Origin of the sequence: Novipirellula methanifontis (assembly GCF_052161655.1) — a bacterium.
Classification (GTDB): Bacteria; Planctomycetota; Planctomycetia; order Pirellulales; family Pirellulaceae; genus Novipirellula.
In genome coordinates this window covers 1,481,354-1,506,636 of sequence record NZ_CP197418.1, presented here as the reverse complement: position 1 = coordinate 1,506,636, position 25,283 = coordinate 1,481,354, and the positions used below count along the sequence as shown (strand labels likewise).

At 51.7% G+C, this 25,283-nt stretch carries 15 protein-coding genes, 1 tRNA gene and 1 pseudogene; 15 read left to right on the top strand and 2 right to left on the bottom strand.

What is annotated here, in order from left to right; translation table 11 throughout:
• Positions 1-35: 35 nt before the first annotated feature.
• The 11 genes and pseudogenes from SH528x_RS05235 (at position 36) to SH528x_RS05185 (ending at position 13,672) form a co-directional block, all read left to right on the top strand.
• A tRNA-Leu gene (locus SH528x_RS05235) sits at positions 36-119 on the top strand.
• 1,252 nt (positions 120-1,371) lie between these two features.
• Positions 1,372-2,517 (top strand): DUF1573 domain-containing protein, encoded by a 1,146-nt coding sequence (locus SH528x_RS05230; RefSeq protein ID WP_442509473.1) that lies wholly within the window; start codon positions 1,372-1,374, stop codon positions 2,515-2,517.
• Positions 2,518-3,146: 629 nt separating this feature from the next.
• Complete coding sequence (locus SH528x_RS05225) at positions 3,147-3,605, top strand: hypothetical protein (RefSeq protein WP_442509472.1); 459 nt, start codon at positions 3,147-3,149, stop codon at positions 3,603-3,605.
• A 71-nt stretch (positions 3,606-3,676) separates the two neighbouring features.
• Positions 3,677-3,814: pseudogene (locus SH528x_RS05220) on the top strand (IS3 family transposase); the annotation flags it as partial.
• A 788-nt stretch (positions 3,815-4,602) separates the two neighbouring features.
• Positions 4,603-5,298, top strand: coding sequence for a hypothetical protein (locus tag SH528x_RS05215; protein WP_442509471.1), 696 nt, complete (start codon positions 4,603-4,605; stop codon positions 5,296-5,298).
• Between the two features lie 1,035 nt (positions 5,299-6,333).
• Positions 6,334-6,606: a helix-turn-helix domain-containing protein gene (locus SH528x_RS05210; protein WP_442509470.1), complete on the top strand. Its 273-nt coding sequence runs from the start codon at positions 6,334-6,336 to the stop codon at positions 6,604-6,606.
• Positions 6,607-7,757: 1,151 nt separating this feature from the next.
• On the top strand, positions 7,758-8,036 hold the full coding sequence (locus tag SH528x_RS05205) for a hypothetical protein (RefSeq protein ID WP_442509469.1): 279 nt from the start codon (positions 7,758-7,760) through the stop codon (positions 8,034-8,036).
• A 340-nt stretch (positions 8,037-8,376) separates the two neighbouring features.
• On the top strand, positions 8,377-9,546 hold the full coding sequence (locus SH528x_RS05200) for a hypothetical protein (RefSeq protein ID WP_442509468.1): 1,170 nt from the start codon (positions 8,377-8,379) through the stop codon (positions 9,544-9,546).
• A 542-nt stretch (positions 9,547-10,088) separates the two neighbouring features.
• Positions 10,089-10,937 (top strand): hypothetical protein, encoded by an 849-nt coding sequence (locus SH528x_RS05195; protein ID WP_442509467.1) that lies wholly within the window; start codon positions 10,089-10,091, stop codon positions 10,935-10,937.
• Positions 10,930-12,735, top strand: coding sequence for an ArnT family glycosyltransferase (locus tag SH528x_RS05190; RefSeq protein WP_442509466.1), 1,806 nt, complete (start codon positions 10,930-10,932; stop codon positions 12,733-12,735). Before SH528x_RS05195 ends, SH528x_RS05190 begins: the two co-directional genes overlap by 8 nt.
• Entirely contained in the window at positions 12,716-13,672 is a 957-nt protein-coding gene (locus SH528x_RS05185) for a DUF1559 family PulG-like putative transporter (protein WP_442509465.1), read from the top strand. The genes SH528x_RS05190 and SH528x_RS05185 overlap by 20 nt, the downstream gene beginning before the upstream one ends.
• 783 nt (positions 13,673-14,455) lie before the next feature.
• On the opposite strand, the gene SH528x_RS05180 is transcribed toward SH528x_RS05185, so the two are convergent.
• Together SH528x_RS05180 and SH528x_RS05175 are read right to left on the bottom strand one after the other, a co-directional pair.
• Complete coding sequence (locus SH528x_RS05180) at positions 14,456-14,791, bottom strand: hypothetical protein (RefSeq protein WP_442509464.1); 336 nt, start codon at positions 14,789-14,791, stop codon at positions 14,456-14,458.
• A 743-nt stretch (positions 14,792-15,534) separates the two neighbouring features.
• Positions 15,535-15,696 (bottom strand): hypothetical protein, encoded by a 162-nt coding sequence (locus tag SH528x_RS05175; RefSeq protein ID WP_442509463.1) that lies wholly within the window; start codon positions 15,694-15,696, stop codon positions 15,535-15,537.
• Between the two features lie 492 nt (positions 15,697-16,188).
• On the opposite strand from SH528x_RS05175, the gene SH528x_RS05170 reads away from it, so the two are divergent.
• From SH528x_RS05170 to SH528x_RS05155, 4 genes are all read left to right on the top strand, one after another.
• Positions 16,189-17,373, top strand: coding sequence for a hypothetical protein (locus SH528x_RS05170; protein WP_442509462.1), 1,185 nt, complete (start codon positions 16,189-16,191; stop codon positions 17,371-17,373).
• 278 nt (positions 17,374-17,651) lie between these two features.
• Positions 17,652-20,672, top strand: a complete 3,021-nt coding sequence (locus tag SH528x_RS05165) for a hypothetical protein (protein WP_442509461.1) — start codon at positions 17,652-17,654, stop codon at positions 20,670-20,672.
• 5 nt (positions 20,673-20,677) lie between these two features.
• Positions 20,678-22,297 (top strand): hypothetical protein, encoded by a 1,620-nt coding sequence (locus SH528x_RS05160; protein ID WP_442509460.1) that lies wholly within the window; start codon positions 20,678-20,680, stop codon positions 22,295-22,297.
• A 511-nt stretch (positions 22,298-22,808) separates the two neighbouring features.
• Positions 22,809-24,983 (top strand): protein kinase domain-containing protein, encoded by a 2,175-nt coding sequence (locus tag SH528x_RS05155; RefSeq protein WP_442509459.1) that lies wholly within the window; start codon positions 22,809-22,811, stop codon positions 24,981-24,983.
• The last annotated feature ends 300 nt before the right edge of the window (positions 24,984-25,283 follow it).

Genomic DNA, 25,283 nt, shown 5'->3' with positions numbered 1-25,283 from the left:
CTCAGAAAAAGGCGATATTGTTCTAGGGCTAATTCGCGGATGTGGCGGAATTGGCAGACGCGCTAGATTCAGGTTCTAGTGCCCGCAAGGGCGTGGAGGTTCAAGTCCTCTCATCCGCACTACGTAAAATCAAAGGGTTTTCGCTCAATCGGCGAAAACCCTTTTTTCGTTTCTTCGGTTTTGATTCTCTTGCCAAAAATGGCCGGTACTGGAAAGAAAGGCCTTTCCGAGGCTCCTCACTTTTGGGGCCAAGAAACATTCGGATGAGTCGGTCCGCCAGGGAAGGCATCGATTGGGCGGCAACATGGAGAAAAGAAGACGGCGTGCATCGAGACGCCATTGTCATTATCACCTCCTGTCGTCGCTCCTATTTTTCTGTCTCCATTTTTCTGTCAATTTTCTTTCGACGGAACAATTCGCCCCCTGCCAATGAAGTTCGCCACCCGCGGCAGCCTTTCTGTGGATTCCCCAAGTTGCGAAGAAATGACAAGTGATAGCCACGGATATTAATCCTTGGTCACGCCTCCCCTGGCAAACGCGTTACTCGTCATCAACATCGCTTAGTTCAGCTTCGACTACTTCGATGCTTGGTAGTGACGATCGAAATTCTTCAGGAGGGCATTTCGGGCAATAGGGAAACAGGCTGTTTCTCCACTATCGGATTCGAACTCCAGTAAGCGTGCCATTGCCGAATGAATTTCATATTGCGTTACGCCCACTCACTTCTGGGAATTCGGCAGACAAGTCGAGGCTCATTTGCTTTAAGAACCCGTCGCCCAACTGGCGGACTTTTGCTTTTCAGCGATTTGCTCACCCGAAACCCAATACAAATTCAGCAACTCGCCACTAACTGATTCGGCTGCCTTGATTTGCGAAGCACAAAGGCGTTGTTTGATCGAAACAATCCACTGCCCGTAGGTGCTTAGGTGCTTAGGTGCTTAGGTGCTTAGGTGCTTAGATGCTTAGATGCTTAGATGCTTAGATGCTTAGATGTTCGCAACTTGGATATCGAAAGAGAGAGTGGCCAAAGCTGTCACATACCTCGGAGTTCGACTTTCACTCTCAAAGTCAGGAAATCAGTGTTTGCTAAGATTCGCAAAAAAGAAACAAAGTTTTCCGAGAAAAGCTTGACGGTGGGGGTGTAGCCGGTACATTCACTGGAGAAATCCACGGCGTAGATTCAAAAATGAATTTGGCCGCCATGATCGACTCGGTTTACCAAGTTGGGGAAATAGTAGGGGCTGAAACTTAATTCGAGTTTGAGCCACGTTCTTAAATTCACTATTTGAATTTGCCAACTTCTTCACGAAGGGCACATCGGATAGGGGTAGACGCAGTTAAACTACGCAGTCCAATCTCTCGGAGGCAGGTATGTATCGAGTTGGCATATTTTTTTTGCTGTTGGTCGTGGTTTCGGGGATCACACATTCTCAGGATGCGGATCAATCCGACGCTAGTGATTCGAGGAAGGCGAAACCTGTACGTTTTGTTCCTCCTAGCGATATGGTCGAGTTCAAAACGGTTGAGACTGCCGGCACGGAAGAGTTTCATCGGCTGAAGGTTCCTCGGTTGCAGGCATCGCAGGAAAAGGTCCTCGGCATTCCGATCAAGAACGTCTCTGGCCAATCTCTAACCGTGTCAAATATCAACCTTGGCTGCGGATGTATGACTGCGATCTCAAAAAAGCTAGAGATCGACAGCGGTGAAACGACGATGGTTTATTTAAGGGTCACGCCAAAGGAAGTCGGGCGATTTGCCAAGCGGATCACCATCTCTTTCGAGAATGCATCAAGTGTGACATGCGTGATTGAATCGGTCGTTCATTCAGCGTTCGAGATAACACCCAACACTATGGTGCTGGTGCCGGGACGCGAGAAAGGAAGTGAGCTTTCGATCAGGTCGGAGTTTGCGCATACAGGATTTCAAGTACGGTCTATGGATCCAAGGCTTACGGTAAAGTTTGACCGGCAAAAAAAGGATGGCACACACGTTTACAGATGTTGGCTGGGAAAAGACACCGACAAGGATAAGCCGCTAGATGAATTTGTTGCACCTATCAACATCGAGTACCTTAAAAAATCTTATGAGTATACACTCCAAGTTAAAAACGCGTTCGCAGTGAAAGTCCAACCATCCATTGTTTTTGCAAGTCGCGACAAGCAGAATAGTGAAGTCGCAAAATTTCATGTGCTGGTCGGCTGCTGGACAGGACGCGATAAATTAATTTGCAGAGTTGCCAAGCCGAAGAAGGGCATCGACTTGCAAGAAATAGAGCGAAAGCCGCTTGGTGAGAGTTCGATTTTTGAACAAGTAAGTTTCGCATTAGAGGGTGATCTCGAAAACATTGACGACGTAACGATCAACTGGTTTCGCGATAACCAGATAGTAGGCACTTGCAATGTATTTCTTGACTCCCAAAGCGAAGTGGCAATCGCTCAAATTCGCGAAAAACGCCGGGAGCGCAATCGACAGTTAATTGAACAGGGCAATGCAGAGTCGCTACAGCCTGCAGAATAAATTGCGATTTGCCAAACGTTGACATCAATACTCAGTGCCCCGCACCATAGTGATTGTTAAGCCATTAAATCTTCCTCATCGGGTGTAATGCTATGGTTCGTGCGTTTCTGTTTATTTATACATGGTTTGGTCTTGTCAGTCTGGCAGGGGCTCAAGGTCTGGCAACAAATGCAGTAGAGCGTTCCGCGGTGCAAATGCTCATAGATTTCGCCGCGAGTCCAACGAGTTTGCCCGATGAGTACGCCGTTGTCTTACGGGAGACGCAAGTTTCCTACATTGATGGGACTGAAAGCGATACCGTTTATTTGTTTGCCGAAGACCGTCGAAGAATAACTAGCACTCGATTTTCGGCAAAAGGATATGCTAACAGCATCGAGCCAAGGCGATGGGTTCAGTATCTGAGAACGCCAACGCATCGTGCGCAGCGACAGGGAGGACAAGCGTTTGGAAGGCTTGCTGGCGAAGTCGTTGAGGATGTGACAATGGATCCAGAAGATAGCCAGATTCTACAATACCCTCAGAGGCACGATTTTGTATTCTTTCGCCCTGTTGCACCTCGAAGCGACAGAAGCAGCCGAAAAACGCAGTCAGCTGGCTATGGAAGATTGCTTTTAGACGAGCTGGATTTCATGGGGGCAGAAAAGCTGGATGACGGAAAAATTCAATCCGATTGGGCAAGAAAGCTTTGGAGAGTTCAAATTACTTTTGACCCAAAGCAAGGCAATCGTCCCACCAAGATCATTCATTTCAGCGATTTGGATATTGAAAACCCCGGACCGATCGTTTGTGTTCACGTGATCGATTGGGAAGAATGGAATTTGGAGGACAATACTTCAATGTGGATTCCAAGCCACTTTCGATTTCGCCATTCGACTCCAGCCTACAAATTGGACTACGAAACAGAGGGGCATTTGAGATGGGCTGATACCTCCGAAGAATCGGTTATGCCCGAGTTGCAACGGGGAAGTGGTAATGACTGGCGTGAGAAGATTCGCGAACGTTTCAGCGAGGACTGGCAGGTGCGACATGCCGAATGGTTAAAAACGAATCAACGAAAAGATGGAACCGTTCCGGCCGCTGTCGAGTGAGTAATAGGAGAACTGTAGCCAACGGGCCGGCAGTTTACCAATGCACAGAAACTTCCGGGCCGCTGCCCTGGGCATCGATGGAATCGTTCTTTGAAAGCTTCAAAGCCGAATAGGTAGAAGACGAAATTTTCGAAACGCACGAGCACGCCATACACTGTGTATCGCAATACATCGAGCTCTTTTACAACCCTCGCCGCTTGCATTCATCAAATGTGTTGGGGGCCAGGCAGACGAAATCTGGGGTATTCACCTAAGCGGAGCGAGCAATGGAGTCCACTTGAAATCGTGTTTTACAGTGTCAATCAATTTCTTGTCAAAACGCGTCGTGAACAACCCTGCCTCACTGGGAGCTGCTGATGTGTTATCCCCTCCAAAATAACTAACTAAATCAACGGAACGTCTTTCTGTATAGGAAGACGATGCCGGCGTTTATGGCGGTTCCACTGATCAAGACGTTTTTGTCTCTCCCTCTCAAACTTAGGAAGATTGCGCTGGACATACTCTAGTTGGACGTACTGCTTGTCTAACGCACTCTTTTTATTGGATGCGTTTGCCAATTCACTTTTCTTAGTTTCCAAATCGTCGATCAGTCGATTACGCTCAGACAGCGATAGATTTGCACGCTAGATGTTTTAATTGAACGAATCAAATGGGTCAAACCTCTTTGTTGAGTAAGCAAGCTGATGCACCGGCGTGAAGCGGCGATTAGCTTCGGCTAATGCAGCAGCGATCAGTCACATATCGATGGTATGTGGCAATCCGTTTCGCTACACCGGCACACGTTATCCAAACGGCAGCGAGGTTACACTCCACTTTAAAACCAGTGTCCTGATCAAATGACTCAAATGTCCAGCCTTGTCAACATAGAGTCGGCTGTTTTGACGGAGTACGAGTACTTAGGGCGGGGGAGCTTCGTCCAGCAGGGTAGTTTCGATGCAGGGAAACGTGATGGAAGTTTGTGTGCTGTTTTTAACTCATCAATCAAAACCGACGATCATTGAGCATTTTGATTCGATCGAATTGCCATCCTGGATGGAGCAAGTATCTTCTTGTCGACGAAAATTCGTGTGCGGTGATTGAGTTTGGCGATCGCAGTGTTGCGGGGTTCTGTCACGAGAGTTTAGTGAAGGTCGGTTATCGTCCCATCTCAGGAACACTCATTCCAGGGAGCGCCCATTTTCCTGTGATTGAGTTTGCGTACACACGCAAAGTTGATTTCGTATGGGCGATCGAGTTTGATGTGCAGTGGACAGCGAGTTGGCTTAGTTTTTTCAATGAGCTTGACAATCATGCTGACCTTTTGGCAACTCGAATACGCCGATACGAAACGGATGCTAATTGGTGTTGGTGGGATTCGCTGAAACCACCTCCTGGTGCAACAATCGAGTGGAACCACCCGAACGCCTCGCTCGCGTCGTTCAATCCGATTTACCGTCTGTCAGCTGCCGCTGTTTGTGCGTTGCGGAAGCGATTCTTGTTGGGCTGGTCAGGTCACAACGAGTTGACGATCCCAACCTTGCTTGAACAGGAGGGGCTAGTCATCGCGGACATGGGCGGGGCGGGCGAATTCACTCCCATCGCACAACGCGAACGTATCTATTCATTGGAAACGATGCGATGGAGACCGGAATTCAGCCTGGAAGACGTTTCTACGCTTGAGCCCCATATGCTCTATCACCCAGTGAAACATTGAGATGACAGAGACGCGGACAAATCAGTGGGTAAGGGGGGCAAAAGATGGTCTCCTATCTGCGTCAGAGTGAAGCGACTCTTGAGCAGCCTGCCAGGAGGCGGGCTTCTTCATTGGCGGGCTGCATACCCGTCATGCGACTTTGTGAAGCAATTGATATACCCGATCCGATCCGTGCAACTCGCCGAAGATGCTGGACTATGTGACTCGGGGACTGTGCCTTAGCTTTCCCCCCAAGTCAGCGATTCACAATGAAACTGATGGTTTAAAAACACGACCTATCGGACGCCCCCGGGCAAGGTCAGTGAGTGACATCCGAGCAAGGGAATGAGCCAACTGATCGGCGTATTGGAAGTGTCCAGCTCGCATGAAGACTGTATGTCGTGACCGGATTTCTAAGCTTCGGCTTGTTGCTCCGGTCTTATGGCGTGCAATACAACCGTTCATGTTCATGAACACTTCTATTGGATGCACCGGTAATCCTGGGTTCGGTGGATGCCTAGCTGCCGGTTTTTGCCTTTTTTGCGGCATACGTACGCTTCGGCTATCTCGACAGTGCCAAGTGAGCTTTGCCGACAAAACGTACTTGAGACGCGGTTCTCTTTCTCCGTTGACCCAAGCTGGATACGAAAAGGTGCTTTCCCGCGAGCTGCTCCACGCTTTGAAAACATGGAAGAATCGCCCAATTGCTTTGAAATCGGGGGCAATAGGAGAAAAGAGAACTGGCTTTGCTGACGGTTTGGCCAACGGCTAACAATTAAAACGTATTCATTCTCGTGTTTCTTCGGGACGCCGGGACTGCAAGAGGAACCGTTTGTTTGCCTCGCCCAAACAAAAGCTCTCGTTTCCTATGGCCCATCCTTGGTAGCACTAAAATTACATGGCATTTGCAGTGTATTGCAACTTGTCAGAGGAGGGGACTTGAGCGGCTTTCGAAAGAGCCTAGTTCGTCTGTCGGATTGCTTTTGGACCGTGCCCATCATCACACGAAGACTTTCAACACGAAGGTTATTTCCCACAGAACGCAATGAGGGCACCATGTACGAACTGATTTCACAAAAGCTTGAGCAAATTAAATTGCAACTCGTCGCATTGGTGGACGAGAAGCAAGTCCAAGAGTGGTACGACACTAAAACCGTGGCGGAGATGCTAGATCGGTCGTCGTACAGTGTACGCGAATGGTGCCGACTGGGTCGCGTCCGAGCTACGAAACGAGCGTGCGGCCGTGGCAGCGCCAAGGAATGGATGATTTCGCACGATGAAGTGCAACGAATTAAGTCGGAAGGTTTGCTTTCTCGCAGAGCCGTCTGAATTATTGAGTCTGATAGTCCATTTATGCCCGACATGTCAAAAACCGGGTGTGGAGGACCATGATGAACCGCCAACGATCGAGACGCGAAGCTCTTGGCGAACGAGTGGCTCGTCTAGCGGTTGCAGTGAAGCTTCTGCGTGAGAGCCGTCTGTTATTGGAGGGGCAACACGCATTCGCCAGTCAGCCGTCAGCTTGTGACTCGCACGCAATCCGTTGTCTTCGCACCCTCGGTGCGTCCAGTATATCCGTCTATTCCGGTGCAACTGTGCAGAACTGGCTTCGCAGCTGCACTGATGTATGATCACTTTGCTTGAGCGTATCGACCATCACGCCTCGAATCGGGTTGAGGTCCACGCATGCATGCCAAGGCAAGCAGCTACCCCTCGTAGGCGAGCGGAGTTGCACGGAAGTGGTCATGGGAAAAATGTCACGATTCTTCGTTTTGGTGAATGCCTTGCTTCATCGCCCGTGGCATTCTTGCTCTGCCCAAGCCCTGACAGTTTAGCTCTGGGCGGCCCGATACCGTGCAAACAACGTGTCAAAGTCGCATGGTAATTGCGATGCACTTTTGCCGAATGAGCCATGAATTCAACGGCTGTGCCCCATCGCGTTCGACTTTCGTGCATTCAATCCCAACTCAGCAACGATTACTTCACCTGAAAAACCAAAATTCGATGCTTTGCGGATCCGCTGCCTCTATATAGATTCTGTCGTCCACGAAAACTTGCGCAATTCAGAATTCCCCAAAAAACTTGACCCTGAGGGGCACCTCTGTTGCAATTGGAAGCTTGCCTCGATACAGTTGCTAACTGTCGGGTCCTCTGCAATGCGGCAGCACGGGTTCAAAAGCTTGTTTCTTTGCGATGGATTTTCGGAAATCGCTGGCATCTCAGGACCCTAATTCCCTCGCTTTGTTTTACACTTTTTGCGAGAAAAATGATGCGAACGAAACACTTTTGGTTATTGCTTGTGCCCGCTTTGGTTGCCATTCCATTTACACTGGCTTCAATCTCAACTGCTGCCATTGAACCCGCGGCTGAGGTCGATGTTTCAACGTTGGTGGGTGGATTTGGACAGGGGGAGACGTGCGGTGACTCAGGAACAGTTGGCTGCCCTCCCTCGGGAATGGACGTCAGCGGGAATGCCTGCCATGCGAATTCCACTGCACCTCAATGGTGCTACAACTCTTTGCACGATTTCGCATGCGTTTCTGATTGGTATTGGAATTATTGCGGTGACCCAGGTGCTGGCATTTGCAACGGTTGGTCGTTTAAAGTTGTTCCAAGTGTTTATACGGCAACAGGATTTGAATTCGCCTACAATGTTTCGGGCGGATGTGGCGCGCATCAAAACTGTAGCAGCTAGCTCTTGTGGCCCTCTGGGTAAATCGCATTGCTCTGGTGGAATGGCTGTTCCCGCAACGGATTGACGGGCAGTTATTGCTGAGACGACGTTTGCGTAAAGTAGCTGTAACTATTCAGCCCCGTGCAAAGGGCTGCTGTTCGCATGCAAGGAGTTATCCAGTGCCTTGTCTTCACTTGTATCAAGGCGAACTAGCATTGTGGAGTTGGGCAATTGGCTCTAAAGCAGGCTGAGTAGTTGCAGGTGGTCTAGTGTTCTTGCGGATATAAGTTCCTCGCACTTGGTCCAGTCAAGATTGTGACGGTAGGGTCGGTCAGCTTGAATGCCCCTGCTCATGCTGTGTGTCTGCAATTCGTCACGATTCTCATAGGTATACACGAACTTTCTAATCTCGCAGTTTGATAGCCATGATGTACTGTAATCAAGTGTTCGGCGAAACCAACCGAAACGGGCGAGGAGGTTTATGGGGAACTTTGTCGTTTTATTTTTTCTCGACGTTCACCCTGAATTGCCTTTGTGCTGCGGTGCAATTAGCGACACTTCCAAGTTCGTTCGCGGGAAATATGTCGCCGCCTCTGAACGGCGCCCAATTTCGGCTCGAACGTTACACGCAAACATTGTGGTACGGAAAAAAGTATACTTACAGAATCGACATCGAGGGGCATGGTGACAAAGACAACCCCGATCCCTATATGGGGCATGAGGACCAGCTTTGCCATGGCATTCGCGAGCTGACAATTGGCAAGCCTTCGCAACAAACGACTGCAATTCCAATTCGCATGCTACACACTAGTAAAAATCCTGGTGAACCTCACATTGGCACTCCAGACCTGGTTACTTTCTGGGAGGCGTTTAATACGAGAGAGTCGCGACACTATTATCGCAATTTATTGCATGACAATGATGGAACTCGACGTTGGTCAGACGGTTCGATTTTGAGGGGAGCTTCGATTGCTGTAATCTCAATTGATCCATTATTCCAGGCATTGATTGCGAGCGCCGTGCAGCCTTTCCGGGGACAACCGCGTCTTCCGAAGTCGAATTTTGATGCAACTGGCAAGGAAGTTTGGACCATTGTTCCGGAACCGCATCGCTTAGATCCGAACGCGTTCCGCATAATACACATCGACCCGTCTGTTCGACTGGAATCGCACATTGGGTCAGCACCCGAGTACTTGCCTCTTGTCCAGAAAAGAAGCGACACAGACTTCTTTGAGATTGATGAAATCAAGACTGTCGACGGAATCCGATATCCAGGCAAGGCTAGATTCGCTGCGTATGACGCTGACGGAACATTCGAACTGCTGGATGTTGCGGATATTGACATTGCGACCAACGAGTGGTTTCCCGATTGGGACCGCGGCACGTGGGTATCCGACAAGGTGCGTGGCAAAACAACGGAAATTCCGTACAACACAGAAGAAATGGATTTGATTATCAACAACATATTTAAACTTCGTCAAGAAGCGTCGCCCGATCGCACCAGCACAGGCGTTTGGATCAATATTGCGATTGTTTCGATCATCGCAATTCTTGCCGGCGTAAGATACAGCTTCGCCTTTCGACGTCAGGAGTAAAATCCAATGAAATTGACATGCATTTTTATTGCGTTTGCACTTTGTATTACCTGCGTTGCATTTGGAAATTCTTCAAATACGGTGCCTCCGCGAGATGGCTTTTGCGGTTTAGACGCGGCTCGAGTTTGCGCCCGCCAGCTTGGAACCTCTTGGAGGAGAACCCCTCAAACTACCATTCTTGAGAACGAGCCATTAGTCAGTTTCGGGGCGGTTTCTCAGACGCTAGAATCTCTCGATTTGACGACAAGGCAGTGCATTCTCGATCAAAATTCATTACCAATAATTCGCAGTGAGTTTGGAAATCCAGATGCGGCTGTTTGCGGAATCGCTTGGATCCAACCTGATAGCCTTGAGATCGAACAAGACGCGATCGGGCATTTCGTGATCGTCGACGCAATTGCCGTTGATCGACACGTCCGCTTGATGGATCCGCAATCGACGACGGTAACTCTGCTGCGGTTCAATGATGCCATGCGTGTGCCACTGCTTTTGGTTACTCGCGAAATGGACAGCCGATCACATTCGGATCGAATAGCCCGCTTATGAACGCGTTTCGCTCTATTTCGACCGTAGCGTTCATTGCGTTTTTCATTGCCATGTCGCTAGTCCTTATTTATCTAAACGGACGGTTGCGTCGCAACCAACGGCTGATTGTTGTGGCAACTCTCGTCTTAACGATATCGGGTGTGGCTGTGTGGGTAACAGGATTTCGATTGCGTGACGAGAGTCCTAAAGCCTCGTTTGCAAATTCAATTGCTCCACAAGAGGTCGCATTTGAAAGAGCAAGCTACGACTTTAGTGAACTAACGGCGGGATTAAATGGTGAGTTTCAGGTGGTGGTGTTCAACCACAGTGATCGACTCAAATCAGTTACTGAAGTCAGCGGCAGTTGTTCGTGTATGGAAATTACGCCCATGTCTTTCGACATTCCACCGCATTCACAGCAAGTTGTTAACATTAAATTTAGTGCGTTCTCACTAGGGTTCAATCGTTTCTTTGCTGGAATTCATGTGGGTGAATCCGAGGTTGCAAAGTGTGAAATGCGTTTTTCAGGGGTCCGTTCCTTACGACTTCTCCCGCTCTCCGGGATTGTTGGTTCATTGTCTGACTCGGACACCAAAAGCTCCTTGATCCATCAACTCTCATTTGATGGTGTACTTCCCGGTCCTATTCAATCAGTCAGATTGGTTCCTGGCCCAAGTGATACGCCACTCGTACTAGGCATGGTCAATACTGTGCTTGACGGCGTTAACGAATTGACGCTCGCAATCTCGCTGTGTGACGATGTGCATGCGCGAGGGTTTTACTACGAGACAGTGGATTTTGAAGTCGTGCTCGCAGACCAAACGATTGTTGTCAGCACTGAGATTGGGGTTGATATCGTTGATTGATGATAAACGTAATTCAACACATTCCGTAACAACGGAAGGCACCTCGCAATTGCTCGATGATTCGATTGGTCAGCGTCATATGCGATGGACGCGATATGCGATCACCACTGTGTTGGTCATTCAACTCGTGTGCGTGGCAACCCATGCAATACGTAGCTCTCCAACGAATGACGAGTTCGGTCATTTTTTTGCAGGGATACGCTATTGGGAGCAAGGAGATACACGCATCTTCAATGTCAATCCGCCGCTGGTGCGATCGATCGCTGCCATTCCTGCGGTAATCGGGTGGGATCACCCGGTTGTCACGCCGTTGAAAGGATTTGAAATTCGAACGGCTCGGCCTGAAATACAGGCCGGGCGGCGGATGTTCTCCGAGATGCCCAATGAATTTCATTTCTATTTGGTACTTGGCCGATTGCTTGTCGGCATGTTTGGCTTGATGGGTACGATGGCTATTTTTGGCTGGGGCAGACAGCTTGTTGGAGATTGGGGCGCGGTTGTTGCAGCGTCGTTCTGGGCGATTCAGCCTCAAATCATCGCTCATGGGTCATTGATTACTAATGACGTTCCCGTGGCAGCCTGTATGACGCTAGCGGCGTGGCTGTTCTGCCGCTGGTGTGAATCGCCATCGATTTCTCGGGCGTTACTTGGTGGCGCTGGACTGGGGCTTGCATCCGTTTGCAAGTTCACCGCCCTGTTACTTTGGCCGATCTTCTTGGTCTTTGCCGTCTACGAGATTTGGCGTCATCGATCCCTGGTCCGCCTGTACCATGCAATCATCGCAATTATCGTCGCCTTCGTGGTTGTGGGGATACCTTATGGATTCGCAGGAATTGGAAGGCCGATTAAATCGTTTGATCTGGTCACCGACTATCGGGGGCCCGACCAAATCCTCGATCCAACTTGGCAGAATCGCTTTGGCGACCGCTGGGTTGGATACTTGCCTTCTCCGTTGCCAGAGGAGTATGTCGTCGGGATTGATAGGCAGCAGAGCGATTTTGTAAACGGACTGCCTTCTTACGCAGCGGGGCAGAGATCGAAGCATGGCTGGTGGTGGTTTTATCTCTATTCCATGGCTGTCAAACTGCCTACAGGAACGTGGTTAGCAATAGCAGTCGCAATGTTCTACTGGGTCAGTGGGGAAGCGAAAATCACGCGGGACCGATTGATGGTGATGCTGATCGCAATCGCAATCATCGATATTACTGCGATGAAAAGCGGGTTCGCGCAGCAGCATCGGTATATTTTGCCGCTCTATCCGTTTCTTTTTTTGTGGGTAGCGACGCCGTTGGAACGTTGGCGTATTACCCGATCGAAAACCCAAACCGATTCGCAGTTTTATTCCAAGTCATCACTGAAGCGAAAAACGGCCTACGGTTATGGAACTCTCGTTGCCCTTGGTTTTACGGCCATCGGCTGCGCAAACGCTGCTCCGGATTGGCTCGGCGCCTTTAATCTTCTATCTGGTGGAACAGATCGTGGTCATCTGCGAATGTTCAATGACGCGACGGATTGGGGACAGGACACCTTTGAAGTGGTGGATTGGATTGTCCAGCATCCCGAATGTTATCCATTGCAGTTGGAGTCGATAAACGGATTCAACGGAGTCGATGCTCACGCCCTTGGGGTACCTCAAAATGCGATCGTAGAAACTGGCGGTCATCCCGTCTGGTTTATCATTAGCAAAAACGATTTAGTGGGAATTGGGCGCTTGGACGATTTTAAAGATCGAATTCCTGTAGACCGGATTGGTCGCACCCACTTTGTGTACAAGATTGATGACGCAGGTATTGAGTAAAAACATGATCAAGCGTAATTGGAATAAGCGATTCTCAACGCCGGATCAAAGTTGCGGCTTCACTACGATCGAATTGTTGATCGTAATTTCAATTATTGCATTACTCGTTTCATTGTCTGCGTCGGCGGTGCAAAGTGCACGAGAGGCAGCTAGGCGGACAGAGTGTTTTGATCATCAGCGACAGCTGGGATTAGGGTTGCAAACTCACTTGACGCAAACTCGATATTTCCCAAGCAACGGCGGAGACGACGGTAAGAGCCAAGTCAAATCGCGATCGGGTGCCATGACCCGAATTGGGACGTTCGACTTCAATAATTCTAAGCAGTATTGGTGGGGTGTCGGACGTCCTGGTGCCACTGCAACCGACCAGCCAGGATCGTGGGCATACTCGATTTTGCCGGCTCTGGAGCAAGGCGACGCCTACCAACAAATTGCGGTCGAAACCGCAGGTCCGATGTTTCGCTGTCCAAGTCGGTCACGAGACGAACCGCTCGTGCCAAGTCAAGACGATCACGGTCGCTACAGTGCTGGCGGACGTGCATGGGCAAAAACGGACTACGCCGGTAATGCACTTGTGATCCAGTCTCGCCCTAGAGCACTTTTAGGTTCGGGAGTGTTGGATGGGTTGAGTCAGACAATTGCGTTAGGTGAAAAGGCTTTCGACCCCTATGCGCAGACTGCTTCAAGTTGGTATTACGACGAGCCAATTTTTTCGGGAGGAAGTCGGGGAACTGTTCGTGGAGGGGTCTTGATTGAAGTTGACGGAGCCGGCGTCAGCTACGAAGACAACTGGGGGTCAAGTCATCCCGGAGGCGCCGTTTTTTTACGATTGGACGGCTCGACATTGTTCATTACGTCGCAGGTGGACTGGAGCGTACTAATGGCAGGACTAACTCCCGCCGGGAACGAAATTCAACCATTGAGTTTTTCGCCATGAGCGGTTTTTGGGTGTCTCGCTGCCGCTTAACACGTGGATGTTTTATTCTATCAACTCGACATCATCCGCGGCGAATCGGCTGTGCAATGAAAACTTGCCAACGTTTAGACACTGAACGCAATTTGGTGCGGTGCCTTCCCTGATCGATTACTCGACGAAGGGGCGACATGAAAAGAGATTGTTGTCTCCGTCGAGGCAAACAAACTGCTTCACCTCAAAACGGGTCGTACCAAAGAAATACGAGAAAGAAAAGCTGGGAATCGTAAGGTTGAATTGGTCGTCAATGATCAGACCGCCAATAAATCTCCCAGAAACCAACCGTATTCAGCGGATGCTCCGTTCCTGCCGGAGCAAGTGACAAAACAAGTGACATTATTGCCAATGCAAAGCAAATGTGCTTACAATACTTTAGCGATGCAAGTCGATGAAAACCCAATGATTTACGATGTTTCCAATGCAGAAGCGATGTAAGGCCAATGCCTGGAGAGTGGCTTCAGGTTCTAGTGCCCGCAAGGGCGTGGAGGTTCAAGTCCTCTCATCCGCACTACGTAAAATCAAAGGGTTTTCGCTTAATCGGCGAAAACCCTTTTTTCGTTTCTCTGGATTTAATTCTCTGGCCAAAAACGGCCGGTATTGGAAGGCAAGGCCTTTCCGCAGCTTTCAACGACTCTCGTGCTCTGCAGCTGAACTTTAGGGTAGTGAATCTTGCTAAAGATCCTGTTGCATGAGGATTTTTAGCAAGATCCACTACCTCCAACCCGAAATTTCATGCGTGACGAATCACTAGTTCGACTCTGGAACTTGCTGGATCAGGTTGACGGATTTTAAGCGAATGTAAGTGACGCCGCCTGCAAACATGGTTTCTTGAAACGTCTCGAAACGTCCTTTTCGTTTACCGACGACAAAGGGCACGCCCTCAATGTAAACGATCTTCGGATTCTCGATTGGGATGCCGGCATCGCTTTCCGATTCAGCGAAGACCCAAGTGCCTTGCATCGCAAAGTCTGGTAGTGCAATGCTCTTCGGCGCCGCCGCTTGAAGCGAGCGAGTTTCGGGCAGCGGAATAGCAAACGCCGCAATGACGATCGCGGTGCCGGTCAATGCGAGATATCTTTTCATTTTCGAATCCATCGAGTGGAACTTGGTTGTCTGACTTGCATCGCCAATTCGTAATGAGTTTAGGACGCGATAATTATCAGCGACGGGCCATCGGTGACGCAGATGTTGCAATCAGTTGAAACTCTGGCGGTGCCCCGCTGACAATCCGCACAACCAACTCAATCACCACCTAAAAATCATCAAGACGGAGGAGCAATTCGTTTCCACTTGGCCCATTTCTCTGTTATCCCCTCCAAAATAACTAACTAAATCAACGGAACGTCTTTTTGTATTGGAAGAAGAGGTCGGCGTTTATGGCGGTTCCACTGACCAAGACGTTTTTGTCTCTCCCTCTGAAATTTGGGAAGATTGCGCTGGACATACTCGAGTTGGACGTACTGCTTGTCTAACGCACTCTTTTTATTGGATGCGTTTACCAATTCACTTTTCTTAGTTTCCAAATCTTCGATCAGTCGATTACGCTCAGGCAGCGATAGATTTGCACGCTAGATGTTTTAATTGAAGCAGCCAAGAGCAACCAGGCCAATCGCGGAGCCTAACGGCGAGAGGCAAAAGGACAAAGCACTTTGTCGGAGCGTTTAAGTCTAACTTGGAAGGGCTGCCCCTGAAAACGAGGTGAACGTTGAGTGGTTGCTAAGTCAACATGGCAACGTTTGTCTTTATCATGGGGCGCTCGTGCGCAACGCGATTCATCGGATACCATCATTCGTTCGCTGCGACCAAAAAAAAGGGCCGAGTGCCAGCTATCCTGGCGTGGTCAGCAGTTCACCTGCCCGCCGCCGCAAATGATAGCGGCGGTGCGTGCGATGACTTCGCATCGAGTCCATACAATCGGGTCGGCCCGCTACCGTGCAAAACAACTTGCCAAAGTCGGTGTCCAATTCATACCAAGAGGCTGCGTCCAAGCCCATCTCTTCAGTACCCAAACGATGTGCTTCGGCACTGTTTCGGAATAACTTTGTCTTTCGAGTTTTGTTTCAATTCATGCGAGGGAAGAGTTCTCTGTGGTGGACGAGGTTACGAGTCCCGTCGTGCCATGAAGTCGCTGGGACTCGTAGCCTCGTCCACTACCTCCAAAGTAAGCTATGTCCCCAGGCTGATGATGTCTCGCGGAGATCAGGTTGGAAGATTAGGGGTAGGAAAATGCACCCCGGTTTGAAACTTTCTACCCCCCTAATTTTCTGCCTACGCCCGTTCGACGGGAAAGCGGGTCTTCGTCGCTTGCAAGGTGAGCGTATTGAAATTGTTGAAACCAGCACCCAAATTATTGATAATCGGCCACTATCGCCATTTCGCTGCTTCGTGGTCGGGCGGCGGCGGTGATTGATTTATGGCGGATTCTTGATCACAATGCCCCCTCTGCCTGTCCCATTTCTTTCTCAATAGAGTCTGCTACTGTGCCATACACCCGAGCTGTTTTCTGCTTCACCATCGCATTCGCATTTGGAATTTCCTCACAGGGGATGGCCCACGAGGGGCACGACCACGATCACGATTCATCCGGACAGCACCCTGCCACTGCGGTTGACTTGACCACTGCCAAAAACACCTTCAACGCGAACGGTAAGACCTATCGCTGGGAGCATCGCCCCGAGTTGGGCAAGCAAGCCGACGCCATGATTGCGGCCGCAAAAGGCGGTTTGCACAACAATGCAGATGTGGATCAGACGACCCACGAAATCGTGACGGTTGTTGCCAAGCATGGCCTGGTGACACTCGATGCCGAATTGAAAGAATGGAAACTTGTCGAGGGACAAGATGCTGTGTTTGCTGGCGGTATGAACGCTCACGGAGCCGACTGCTTCGTGATGGATGGCCAGTCGTATTGGGCATTTGCATCGACCAACACGGGCGAAGTCGTTGTTTCGCAGCGTGGCAAAGTGGTTGCCAGTCTGAAACAACCCAAAGGCACTGAGTTTGACAATCCTACGGTCAATTCCTATTTCGCCGCGGGTGGAAGATTCACGCCATGCGATGTGGTCTACCTTCCCGAAGCAAAACGACTGGTCGCCGTGATCGGCTATGCTCCTGGCGATTACGCTTTGTCGGCCGAACTGCGTGACGGCCAGTGGCAATGGGGCGGTCCAGCTTGGGGCGGCAAAGAGAACGTGGGCGGACCTTTCAACACTGCACACGGTGTTCAAGTCGCTACCAAGGGTGGACAAGAGATTGTCGAAGTCGCCTCGCGTGCTCATGGTCGCATCTACGCTTTCACCGCCAGTGGAGCACAAATCAAAGCACATGGAGCGGACAAAGAGTATTACGTCGAGTTGCCGAAGGGGTCGAACCCTTGCAATATCTCGTTCAGCGGTTCGAGCATGTTTTTGCCGCTGCTGAACCCATTGTCGATGACCAATGGGTTGGCTCCCGTGTTGGTGATGAATGGCGGCAAGCCCTCTGGATCGCTGATTCCAGCAACCTACGACGAGCTTGAGTATATGCACCACATGCATGGATTCTGCCCAGTTGAAAAGGACGGCAAACTGTACGGCGTTGTATTGTCATGGCCCAACGGTGGTGAAAACGCCAAGGGCAAACGCAACGATGGACGCATCGCAATCTTCGAGGCAGTGGCACAGTAGAGAAACGGGCACAGTAGAGAAACGCTTTCGCGTCGACGTCGAAAGATTTTCATCCGTTTCCGCTTCTGTCCGGTTTGGCCGACCAGGGCTGGGACACGGCAGCTCGTTTTCCGGTAGTCATCGATACTGACGGTGCTCGGGCTGAAGCGGCGGGAAGCCCGAAACGCTTCGCGAGTTTCGCAACGTTCGTTGCCTCGCGAAAAACAGGACATTGAAAACGCATCTTGCATGCTGGCTCGGCTAAAATGGTCGAGAATGTTCCTAGCGAGGGTAAAAGCATGAAATTTCCCAGTAGCCTGATGGTGGTCTTTGCGAACCTGGTCCTGCTAACCAGCGTGTTTGCGGAAACATCGCCCAGTGATCCTGCCGCCAGCCAGCGTCCGCGGTGGGCGGTGATCGCGTCGGGCGAAGTGCTCAAGAGCGGTTTGGCCGATTTGCTGAACCTTGGTCTCTCCAAGAATGAATCGATCGCGTTGGTCGATCGCGAGCGACTCAGCGATGCGACCCGGGAATTGCAATTCGCCAAGATTCTGCAAGCCGATAATCCACAACTCCGCTTGCAGTTGGGAAAAACCCTAAATGCAGACCGATTGTTGGTGCTCTCGATTGAGCAGGAACAAGGCAAGCCAATGCTGCGTGCCGTCGTTTGTGACGCCAATTTGGGAGTGCGATTGGCTCATGAAAGATTTGCCTTCCCAGAGAACCTCCCGCAATTGACGGAGCGTTTGGCGGCGAGTGTTGACGAAGTCAACCTACGGTTTGCTGGCGGAATCCAAACAATAATCGCAGTGCCTTCGTTTCTTTCCGAAGACTTCAGCCAACGGTTTGCCCATCTGCAATCTCGTTTCAGCAACCTGCTAAGCGACTCGCTGGCGACTTACCCCGGTGTCGCAGTGGTCGAGATCGAAGAAGCCAACGCGATTTTGCGTGAACAACAGGTGACACTTTCCGACGGACTGCGGCGACCGATCGCGATGATCGTCAAGGGCACCTACACAATCCAGGAGGCCAAACCGGACAACCCACGCAAAGTCGCTTTGCACATTGAGTTGACGAAAGACGCAGCCGATTCTGAGACGATCGATAAGTCGATTGAACTCCAGCACGTCGACGACTGGTTGGTCAAGACGTTTGCAAAACAGCTGGCGACGATGGGAAGTACAAACGACTCTTCGTTATCAGCTGATTTACAGAAAGCCATTTTGGTGCGGCATGCAGAGCGATTCGCAGAACTTGGTGACTGGGACCGTTCGAGCTCGCTTCGCGAGGCGGCCCTCGTACTTGATCCCAAAGACGCTCTGCAGCGCGGACTCGTGATCAGTGAACTGCAATATCATTTCAAGCGAGATATTGATCAACTTTGGTTCAAGAAAACGTCGTCCACGGAACATCGTCAAGCGATTCTGCAGCGTGCTGCCGACGACTACGTCCGAGCACTCGATCACCTCGATTTCTTGATTCAGAATCGACGGGTCAAACGTGCCGATGCGATCGGGCTGTTTCAATCACAGATGTGGTACAAACAAGGCGCCGTGGGGCCTATCCCCGACGACATCTCGCGACACACTGCACTGCAACCCGCTTGTATTGCACAGCGCCGATTCATTCGTGAAGTCTACGCGGCGGTTAGCGAACTGGAGCCAGGCCGAGTGCTTCCGACACACCTAAGCGACCCGTTTTATGGCTGGCAATACCCGCTGGTACTACACACCTGCAACGACGTCATTTTCAATCATTACAACCAGGCTTCACTCGAATCGCTGTGGGACACGATCAGCCGTGTCTTGCCTGATGACGCCAACGTTTCCTCGCTTGTCATGGGCGTGATGAGTCGCGATTTTGCGTCGGAAACGCGAGCGGACCATGCCGAGTTCCTGAACCGGCGGCAAACGCTGCAAACATCGATCGGCGAAACCAATGATCCGCAGGCGAAAAAATTGGCGAACACGGAGTATCACAAAGTGTTGCCCAACGATTTCCATCATCACGCGGATCAAGCGAAACGCGAATGGACGACGTTTTTAGAACGACTGATCGAGTCGGACCGTGCCGTGGTCCGGCTGTATGGTCACTACGGACGTTTGAAGATTTCCGGTAAGCAAAACCCATTGCCCATCGTTGACGAACTGGAATCACAGCTCACCGAGATCAAGCAACTTGGTCGCATTCACGATCGCGAGCTGAAACCGCTAGAAACCAACCTCGCGATGACGCGACGGCGGTATCAAGCGGTTCCTTTTCCACCCCCCGCGTGGAAAGGCATCGAGGAATCGCTGGGGCCGATGCGTTTCGAGCCTGTTTCGCTCTCGGTGCAAGGCGAACCAAGTTCGAATCCGCCGCCGCAAATAAAAGGCATGCTGCGTTGCGGCGAGCACTGCGATGCGTTCTGGACACAGGATCAATTTTTTGTCATGCACGAACCGGGCGTGCTGCAAGAAATCAAGCTGACGGACGCAACATGGAAACATGCATTGTTTTGGGAGGTTAGCTGGGACGGGGAATGCATCTGGTTGTTTGCTCACGGCCAGGGAATCGTGGCATTCAAGCCCGATGGCACGCGAGTGGCAACCTTTAATGCTCGCGATCATGTGCCGGGCTATGACCGCGGCATTTGTTTGCTCGGGTTATCGCCACGCCGCGCGTTGGCGGTGGGCAGTTTCGGAGAAAACCAGCGAGCGTGGTGCGGTGTTCTCGAGATCGACAAGCAGGGGAAGCCATCGGTCGACATCTTTTTTGAAGCCAAATTGGCGGCGGAAGGTCGACCGGCAGCCGAATCGGCCGCTGATCCCCAAACCGCGTTTCGACCGAATTGGATTCATCGCTTCAACTCTGTCGGCGGAAACAACACCGTGTTCGTCGGGCGTAGCGGATTGAAGGGAGCACTGGAAATTGATTTGCAAACGCGTCAAGTTTCGGTTTCAAGTTTCCTGAATACATCCGCCTTCGGACGCCAAGCTTTCTTCAGTCACAATGGCAATCTGATTGCCTCGCTCGGCGGCAATAGCTTGATGCAGTACACCGTGGCCGACGACAACAGGGCGGTTCGTCGACAAAAATTGTCAACCATCGATCCCTATGTCGACCAGCTCTTGCTGCATGACGGCTGGCTGTACGTGCCCGGCAAAGTTTGGCGGCGAATGGATCCCGACGAATTGCAATTGCAGCGTTTACAACCATCGAACTCGCGGCTGCCGACTCGATACTGGTCGATGAAATTTGGAGTGTCCGCGCATTACGGCCTTGTCGGCCACTCACTCTACGAGAACCAACCACCGCTGTTTCAGATTTCGGTAGATTGAGCGGAATGAAAACAGCATCCCGCGACTCACTTTCAAGCGACTCACGTCCCAGCGAATCGCGTCTGGCCTGGATTGCCTATGGGGCGTTTTGCATTGCATTGACGGCCTATGTCGCTTGCATCACTCCGTTCCGATCTGAGATGTTGCTTGCGGATGCTTGGGAACATCACGCTGCTGTGTTGACGTTGACCGACAATTTGTGGACGCCGGGAAATCCCACGTACGCCAGCGAGGATCCGTCGATCCGCTACTCGCCCTATTCGGTTGGGCTTGCGATTTTGTGTCGCAACACCAGCATCACGCCCTACATGGCCCTCAGCATCGCGGCGGTGCTCAATACGCTCGGTTTCTTTGCAGTGTTTTGGTGGTTCCTGCGCGGGTTTGGAATGGAATCGATTGCGCTGGTCGCAGGGATCTGCGTGGTGTTTCTGTACGGCGAGGCGCCTGGATATGCCAATTCATTTGCACTGAGTGATTTGCCTTGGCATATGGTCAACCCCTCGGCGTTTTCGATGCTGTTGAACTTTGTTTGCTGGGGACTGTTGTGGCGAGTCCGTTCGTCGAGCGTCACGCCCATGGTGATTGCGGTCATTGTTGCCGCGGTGGCATTAGCCGTTTCGGTTCTCAGCCACGGCATGACCGGCGTGCTCGGAGCCATCGGTGTGATTTTGTTAATCATTGCGGTCGACCGGCCACAGCGAGTGAGGGCATCGATGATCGTCATTAGCGTAGGAGTTCTTTCGCTTGGATTGTGTATAGCGTGGCCATGGTACCGATTTATTGACGCAGCCGCCGGTGGCCACGATCCGTGGTACTGGTTTAATCCGACGATATTGCAGCGGATGTTTTTTCTGTGGTGTGCTCCGGTTTATTTGGCGGCGCTGTTGGCGCTGCCGTACCGCAGTGAGCCGCTGGTTCGCTGGTCGCTTGCCGTCAGCGGAGCGGTGATCATTTTAGGGATTATTTCCTGGCTCGCCGAATCAGCCTCGTTGGCCCGGTTGCCATTGGCGGCAACTCCGGTCGCTTGTATCGCCGTGGGCTGTTGGATCGGGAAAGTCGGTCTGGGGCCGCGAGTTTGGTCGACTGAAATGCTGAGCGGTTTGCTGTCTCGATCTTCGGAACGTAACGCCCAATCGTTGACTCAGGTGTTGTTTATTGTCGCCCTGCTGTACGGTGCATTGCCTCAGTTCCATGCAATCTTGTCGGAGCCCTATCTGGCTCGCCCGCTGATCGCCCCGCTGCTGAAACGTGAAGACAAACAGCCGCGGAATTGGACCACCTACCAAACGGTGCTCGCACAGATAGAACCAGGCGAGGTTGTTTTGAGTGACATGGAAACGGGGTGGCCGGTTCCTTCGTTTGGAGGCCGGATCGTGGCGGCCAATCATTTGGAACTCTTCAGCGAAGGCCAGCGAGAACGGCTCGCGGACACCGAACGGTTCTTTGAAACGCAATCCGCCCAAGAGCGGCAAGAACTGGTCGACAGCTATGCGGTTCGATACATCCTGGTTTCGCGACACAGTCCATTGGCTTCGCAGATTCAGGACTCGGCGGTTGTGGCGGAAAGCAACGCTCTGGTATTGATGGACGCCCAAAGGTGGCTGGCAGCCCAGAGCGTCCGTTAGGCCGCCGCCCCCCTCTGAGGAAGGCTTCCTGTCGGTTTGCCCGGTTGCTGCCGTGCAGAATGCCCACTGCGAACTGCTCTCACACCAAACGGGTGGCATTTATAGCGGAGCGGCGCAAGCGGCTTGTTGATTTAGTATGCCGCTCGTGCGTGAGCGGCCGGGTTCCACGCATTACCCGGTGCCTTACGGCCCACGGCTCACTTATGCGACTTGCATTTCGCTTAAATCAACAGCCCGCAAGCCGCCCGGTCTAATTCGAACGTGTTACTCGCCGCGAGCGCTACAAAAGTAGATCGCGGGTGGTTATTGGTACATCCATCACAAAGGCCCCAAGCTGTCGGCAGAATATGCCTCACAAAGAAAGACTGGCCTGGCAAACCGCTCGCCCCGATGGCCGATTTGGCTAAGATGATGAGTGGTCAGCTTGATCCAACGGGGACGAAATTCGTCTCCGGCCCGATGAAGCGAACGCCTTGTATTGAGTCCGTTATTCATCGTGCAATCAAGATCTATGGCACTGAAATCCGCCACCGCCACTGCCGACGCCATTTCGAGTGACTATAACTTGATCACGGCCGTGTTGACTGATGCGCGTCTGAAGGCTCGGCTTGCTGCGATGCCTGCCGATGAAAAAACAGTCGTCCTCTCCGGCAAAGAAACCTCCTCGGAACTGGCCCATCCCGCTTGGAAGGAATGGGATCCCGAAGGTTTCCATTCCGATCGCGAGACGCCTCCCAGCGCCGAAATGGATACGATTGCGCTGCCCCCGGCAACACCTCCGCCGCTGGATTGTATGGATTCGGGCTTTGTCCCTAAACGCGGCGTCGCGATGATCGGCGGCGGCAAGGTTTGTGACGCCGACTATCGTTTGGTCGGTGAACTCGGCGCCGGTGGCACCGGGATCGTCTACCAAGCACATCAACGTGCGGTCGACCGCGAAGTTGCGATCAAAGTCTTGCGTAAAAATCTTTCGCAAGACGCCGCGTCGCGTGATCGCTTCTTGACCGAGGCCAGGGTGATCGGTGGATTGGACCACCCCAATGTGATCGCGTTACACGAGGTCTGCGTCGATCAGGATGGCGGATTGTTCTATTCGATGAAACGGATCGATGGGACAAGTTGGGATCAGCAAATCAAGGAAAAGTCGCTTTCGGAAAACGTGCAAACGTTGATGCGAGTCGCCGACGCGATTCGTTACGCGCATTCGCGTGGTTTGATTCATCGAGACATCAAACCCGAAAACGTGATGTTGGGTCGGTTCGGCGAAGTGTTGCTGGCCGATTGGGGCCTCGCGATCAGTCATAACCCCAAGCAATCAGCGGATGAAATCGATCATACGATCGGTGGCACGCCTGCTTACATGGCTCCCGAATTGGCCACCGGCGACCACCGACATGTGTCGTTTGCAACCGACGTTTATTTGCTAGGCGCGACCCTGTTCCAGATTTTGACAGGCTACCCGCCGCATCATGGCGAGACGTTGTTGGAGTGCATCCAAGCGGCTGCGAAAAACAAGATTCGTCCGACCAGTGTGCAAGGCGAATTGATGGACATTGCGAGAATCGCGTTGGCGACTGATCCAAGCGATCGCTACCCCACGGTCGATCTGTTCGTGCTGGCTCTGAATCAACAACGCGAGCACGAGGAAAGTGCCCGGTTGGTCAAACGAGCCCAAGGACATTTGAAATCTGCGAACGCGTCGAACCACTACGAAAGCTTCCGCTTAGCCGATGCGTTAATCATGGAAGCATTAGAGGTTTGGCCCGAAAACCGACGAGCGCGTGATATTGGGAAAGAATTGAATCTCGAATTTGCGCGAGCCGCAACGGACCAAGGTGATTTGGATCTCGCGATTTCTCTTTATGATTCAGCCGGTCATGGCGACAGCGAAGCCGCGGCGCGAACTCGCCGACTGCGTGATCAACGCAATGCGAATGTCGAACGAGAGTCCCACTATTCCACTCTGTTCACGCACTCGCCTGACGCCGGACTGCTAATTCGGATGTCGTCCTCACGCGTGGTCGAAGCGAACCAAACGTTCCGCGATTTGATGGGGTACGCTGAAGAGGAAATCGTCGGAAAATTGATGACGGAACTGAATCTTTGGGTCTGCCCCCAACGACGCGACGAACTGATCGCGGAACTCGAACTCAATCGACGCATCGACAACTTCGAAGGCCAATTGCGACATCGTGATGGACATCCCATCGATGTCTTGATTAGCGGCAGAGTGACGAAATTAGTGGGTGAAACGATGCTGATTTCGACGATCCGCGACATTTCGCTTCGAAAACAAGCCGAAAATGACCTGCGTCGCAGCCGACGTCGTCTGAAGGACTTGCAGGCACTCGCCGGACTGGCGACATGGTCCTACGACGTCCTTAGCAATCAAGTCACTTGGAGCGACGAAGTATTCCAGTTGGCCGGACGCAGCCCTTCGGAGGGTGTACCCACACGCACCGAATACATCGAAATGTTGCATCCGAAGGACCGGCGTAAGATGAAAGACGCGATTGAGGCGGCGGTTGTTAATGGAGCTGCCTACGAGATCCAAATCCGGCTTCGCAATGCTAGCGGGAACTATCGCCACTTGCTCGTTCGCGGACAACCGATCTTTGACGATGAGGGCAAGACGATCGAAATCTACGGCGTGTTGATTCCCCAAAGCAACAAAACGACGTGCTAATGCCGTGAGCGGTGGGCCGTACGGCCAATGCCGTCTACTTTGGCACGAAGCGGGTGGTTTAGTAGCGGTGCGGCGCAAGCCGCCCGGCCAATTTCGAACGTTTTATTCACTGCAGCCGGACGGCTCGCGCCGTACCGCTAACAAAGTAGGTGGCATTGGCCGTAAAGCACCGGGGAATGCGGAACCCGGCCGCTTACGCGTGAGCGGCTCACTAAACCGGCAACTCACTAAACCGGCAACTCACTAAACCGGCAACTCACTAAACCGGCGGTCCGCTAGAACCCGGCCGCTTACGCGCGA

What these genes read in the sequence shown, in the direction of transcription:
- SH528x_RS05160 (WP_442509460.1), top strand. Translation starts at nt 20,678, where the DNA reads ATGAAAACAGCATCCCGCGACTCACTTTCAAGCGACTCACGTCCCAGC.
- SH528x_RS05205 (WP_442509469.1), top strand. Translation starts at nt 7,758, where the DNA reads ATGCGAATTCCACTGCACCTCAATGGTGCTACAACTCTTTGCACGATT.
- SH528x_RS05185 (WP_442509465.1), top strand. Translation starts at nt 12,716, where the DNA reads ATGACGCAGGTATTGAGTAAAAACATGATCAAGCGTAATTGGAATAAG.
- SH528x_RS05210 (WP_442509470.1), top strand. Translation starts at nt 6,334, where the DNA reads ATGTACGAACTGATTTCACAAAAGCTTGAGCAAATTAAATTGCAACTC.
- SH528x_RS05200 (WP_442509468.1), top strand. Translation starts at nt 8,377, where the DNA reads ATGATGTACTGTAATCAAGTGTTCGGCGAAACCAACCGAAACGGGCGA.
- SH528x_RS05195 (WP_442509467.1), top strand. Translation starts at nt 10,089, where the DNA reads ATGAACGCGTTTCGCTCTATTTCGACCGTAGCGTTCATTGCGTTTTTC.
- SH528x_RS05225 (WP_442509472.1), top strand. Translation starts at nt 3,147, where the DNA reads ATGGGGGCAGAAAAGCTGGATGACGGAAAAATTCAATCCGATTGGGCA.
- SH528x_RS05155 (WP_442509459.1), top strand. Translation starts at nt 22,809, where the DNA reads ATGGCACTGAAATCCGCCACCGCCACTGCCGACGCCATTTCGAGTGAC.
- SH528x_RS05180 (WP_442509464.1), bottom strand. Translation starts at nt 14,791, where the DNA reads ATGAAAAGATATCTCGCATTGACCGGCACCGCGATCGTCATTGCGGCG.
- SH528x_RS05230 (WP_442509473.1), top strand. Translation starts at nt 1,372, where the DNA reads ATGTATCGAGTTGGCATATTTTTTTTGCTGTTGGTCGTGGTTTCGGGG.
- SH528x_RS05165 (WP_442509461.1), top strand. Translation starts at nt 17,652, where the DNA reads ATGAAATTTCCCAGTAGCCTGATGGTGGTCTTTGCGAACCTGGTCCTG.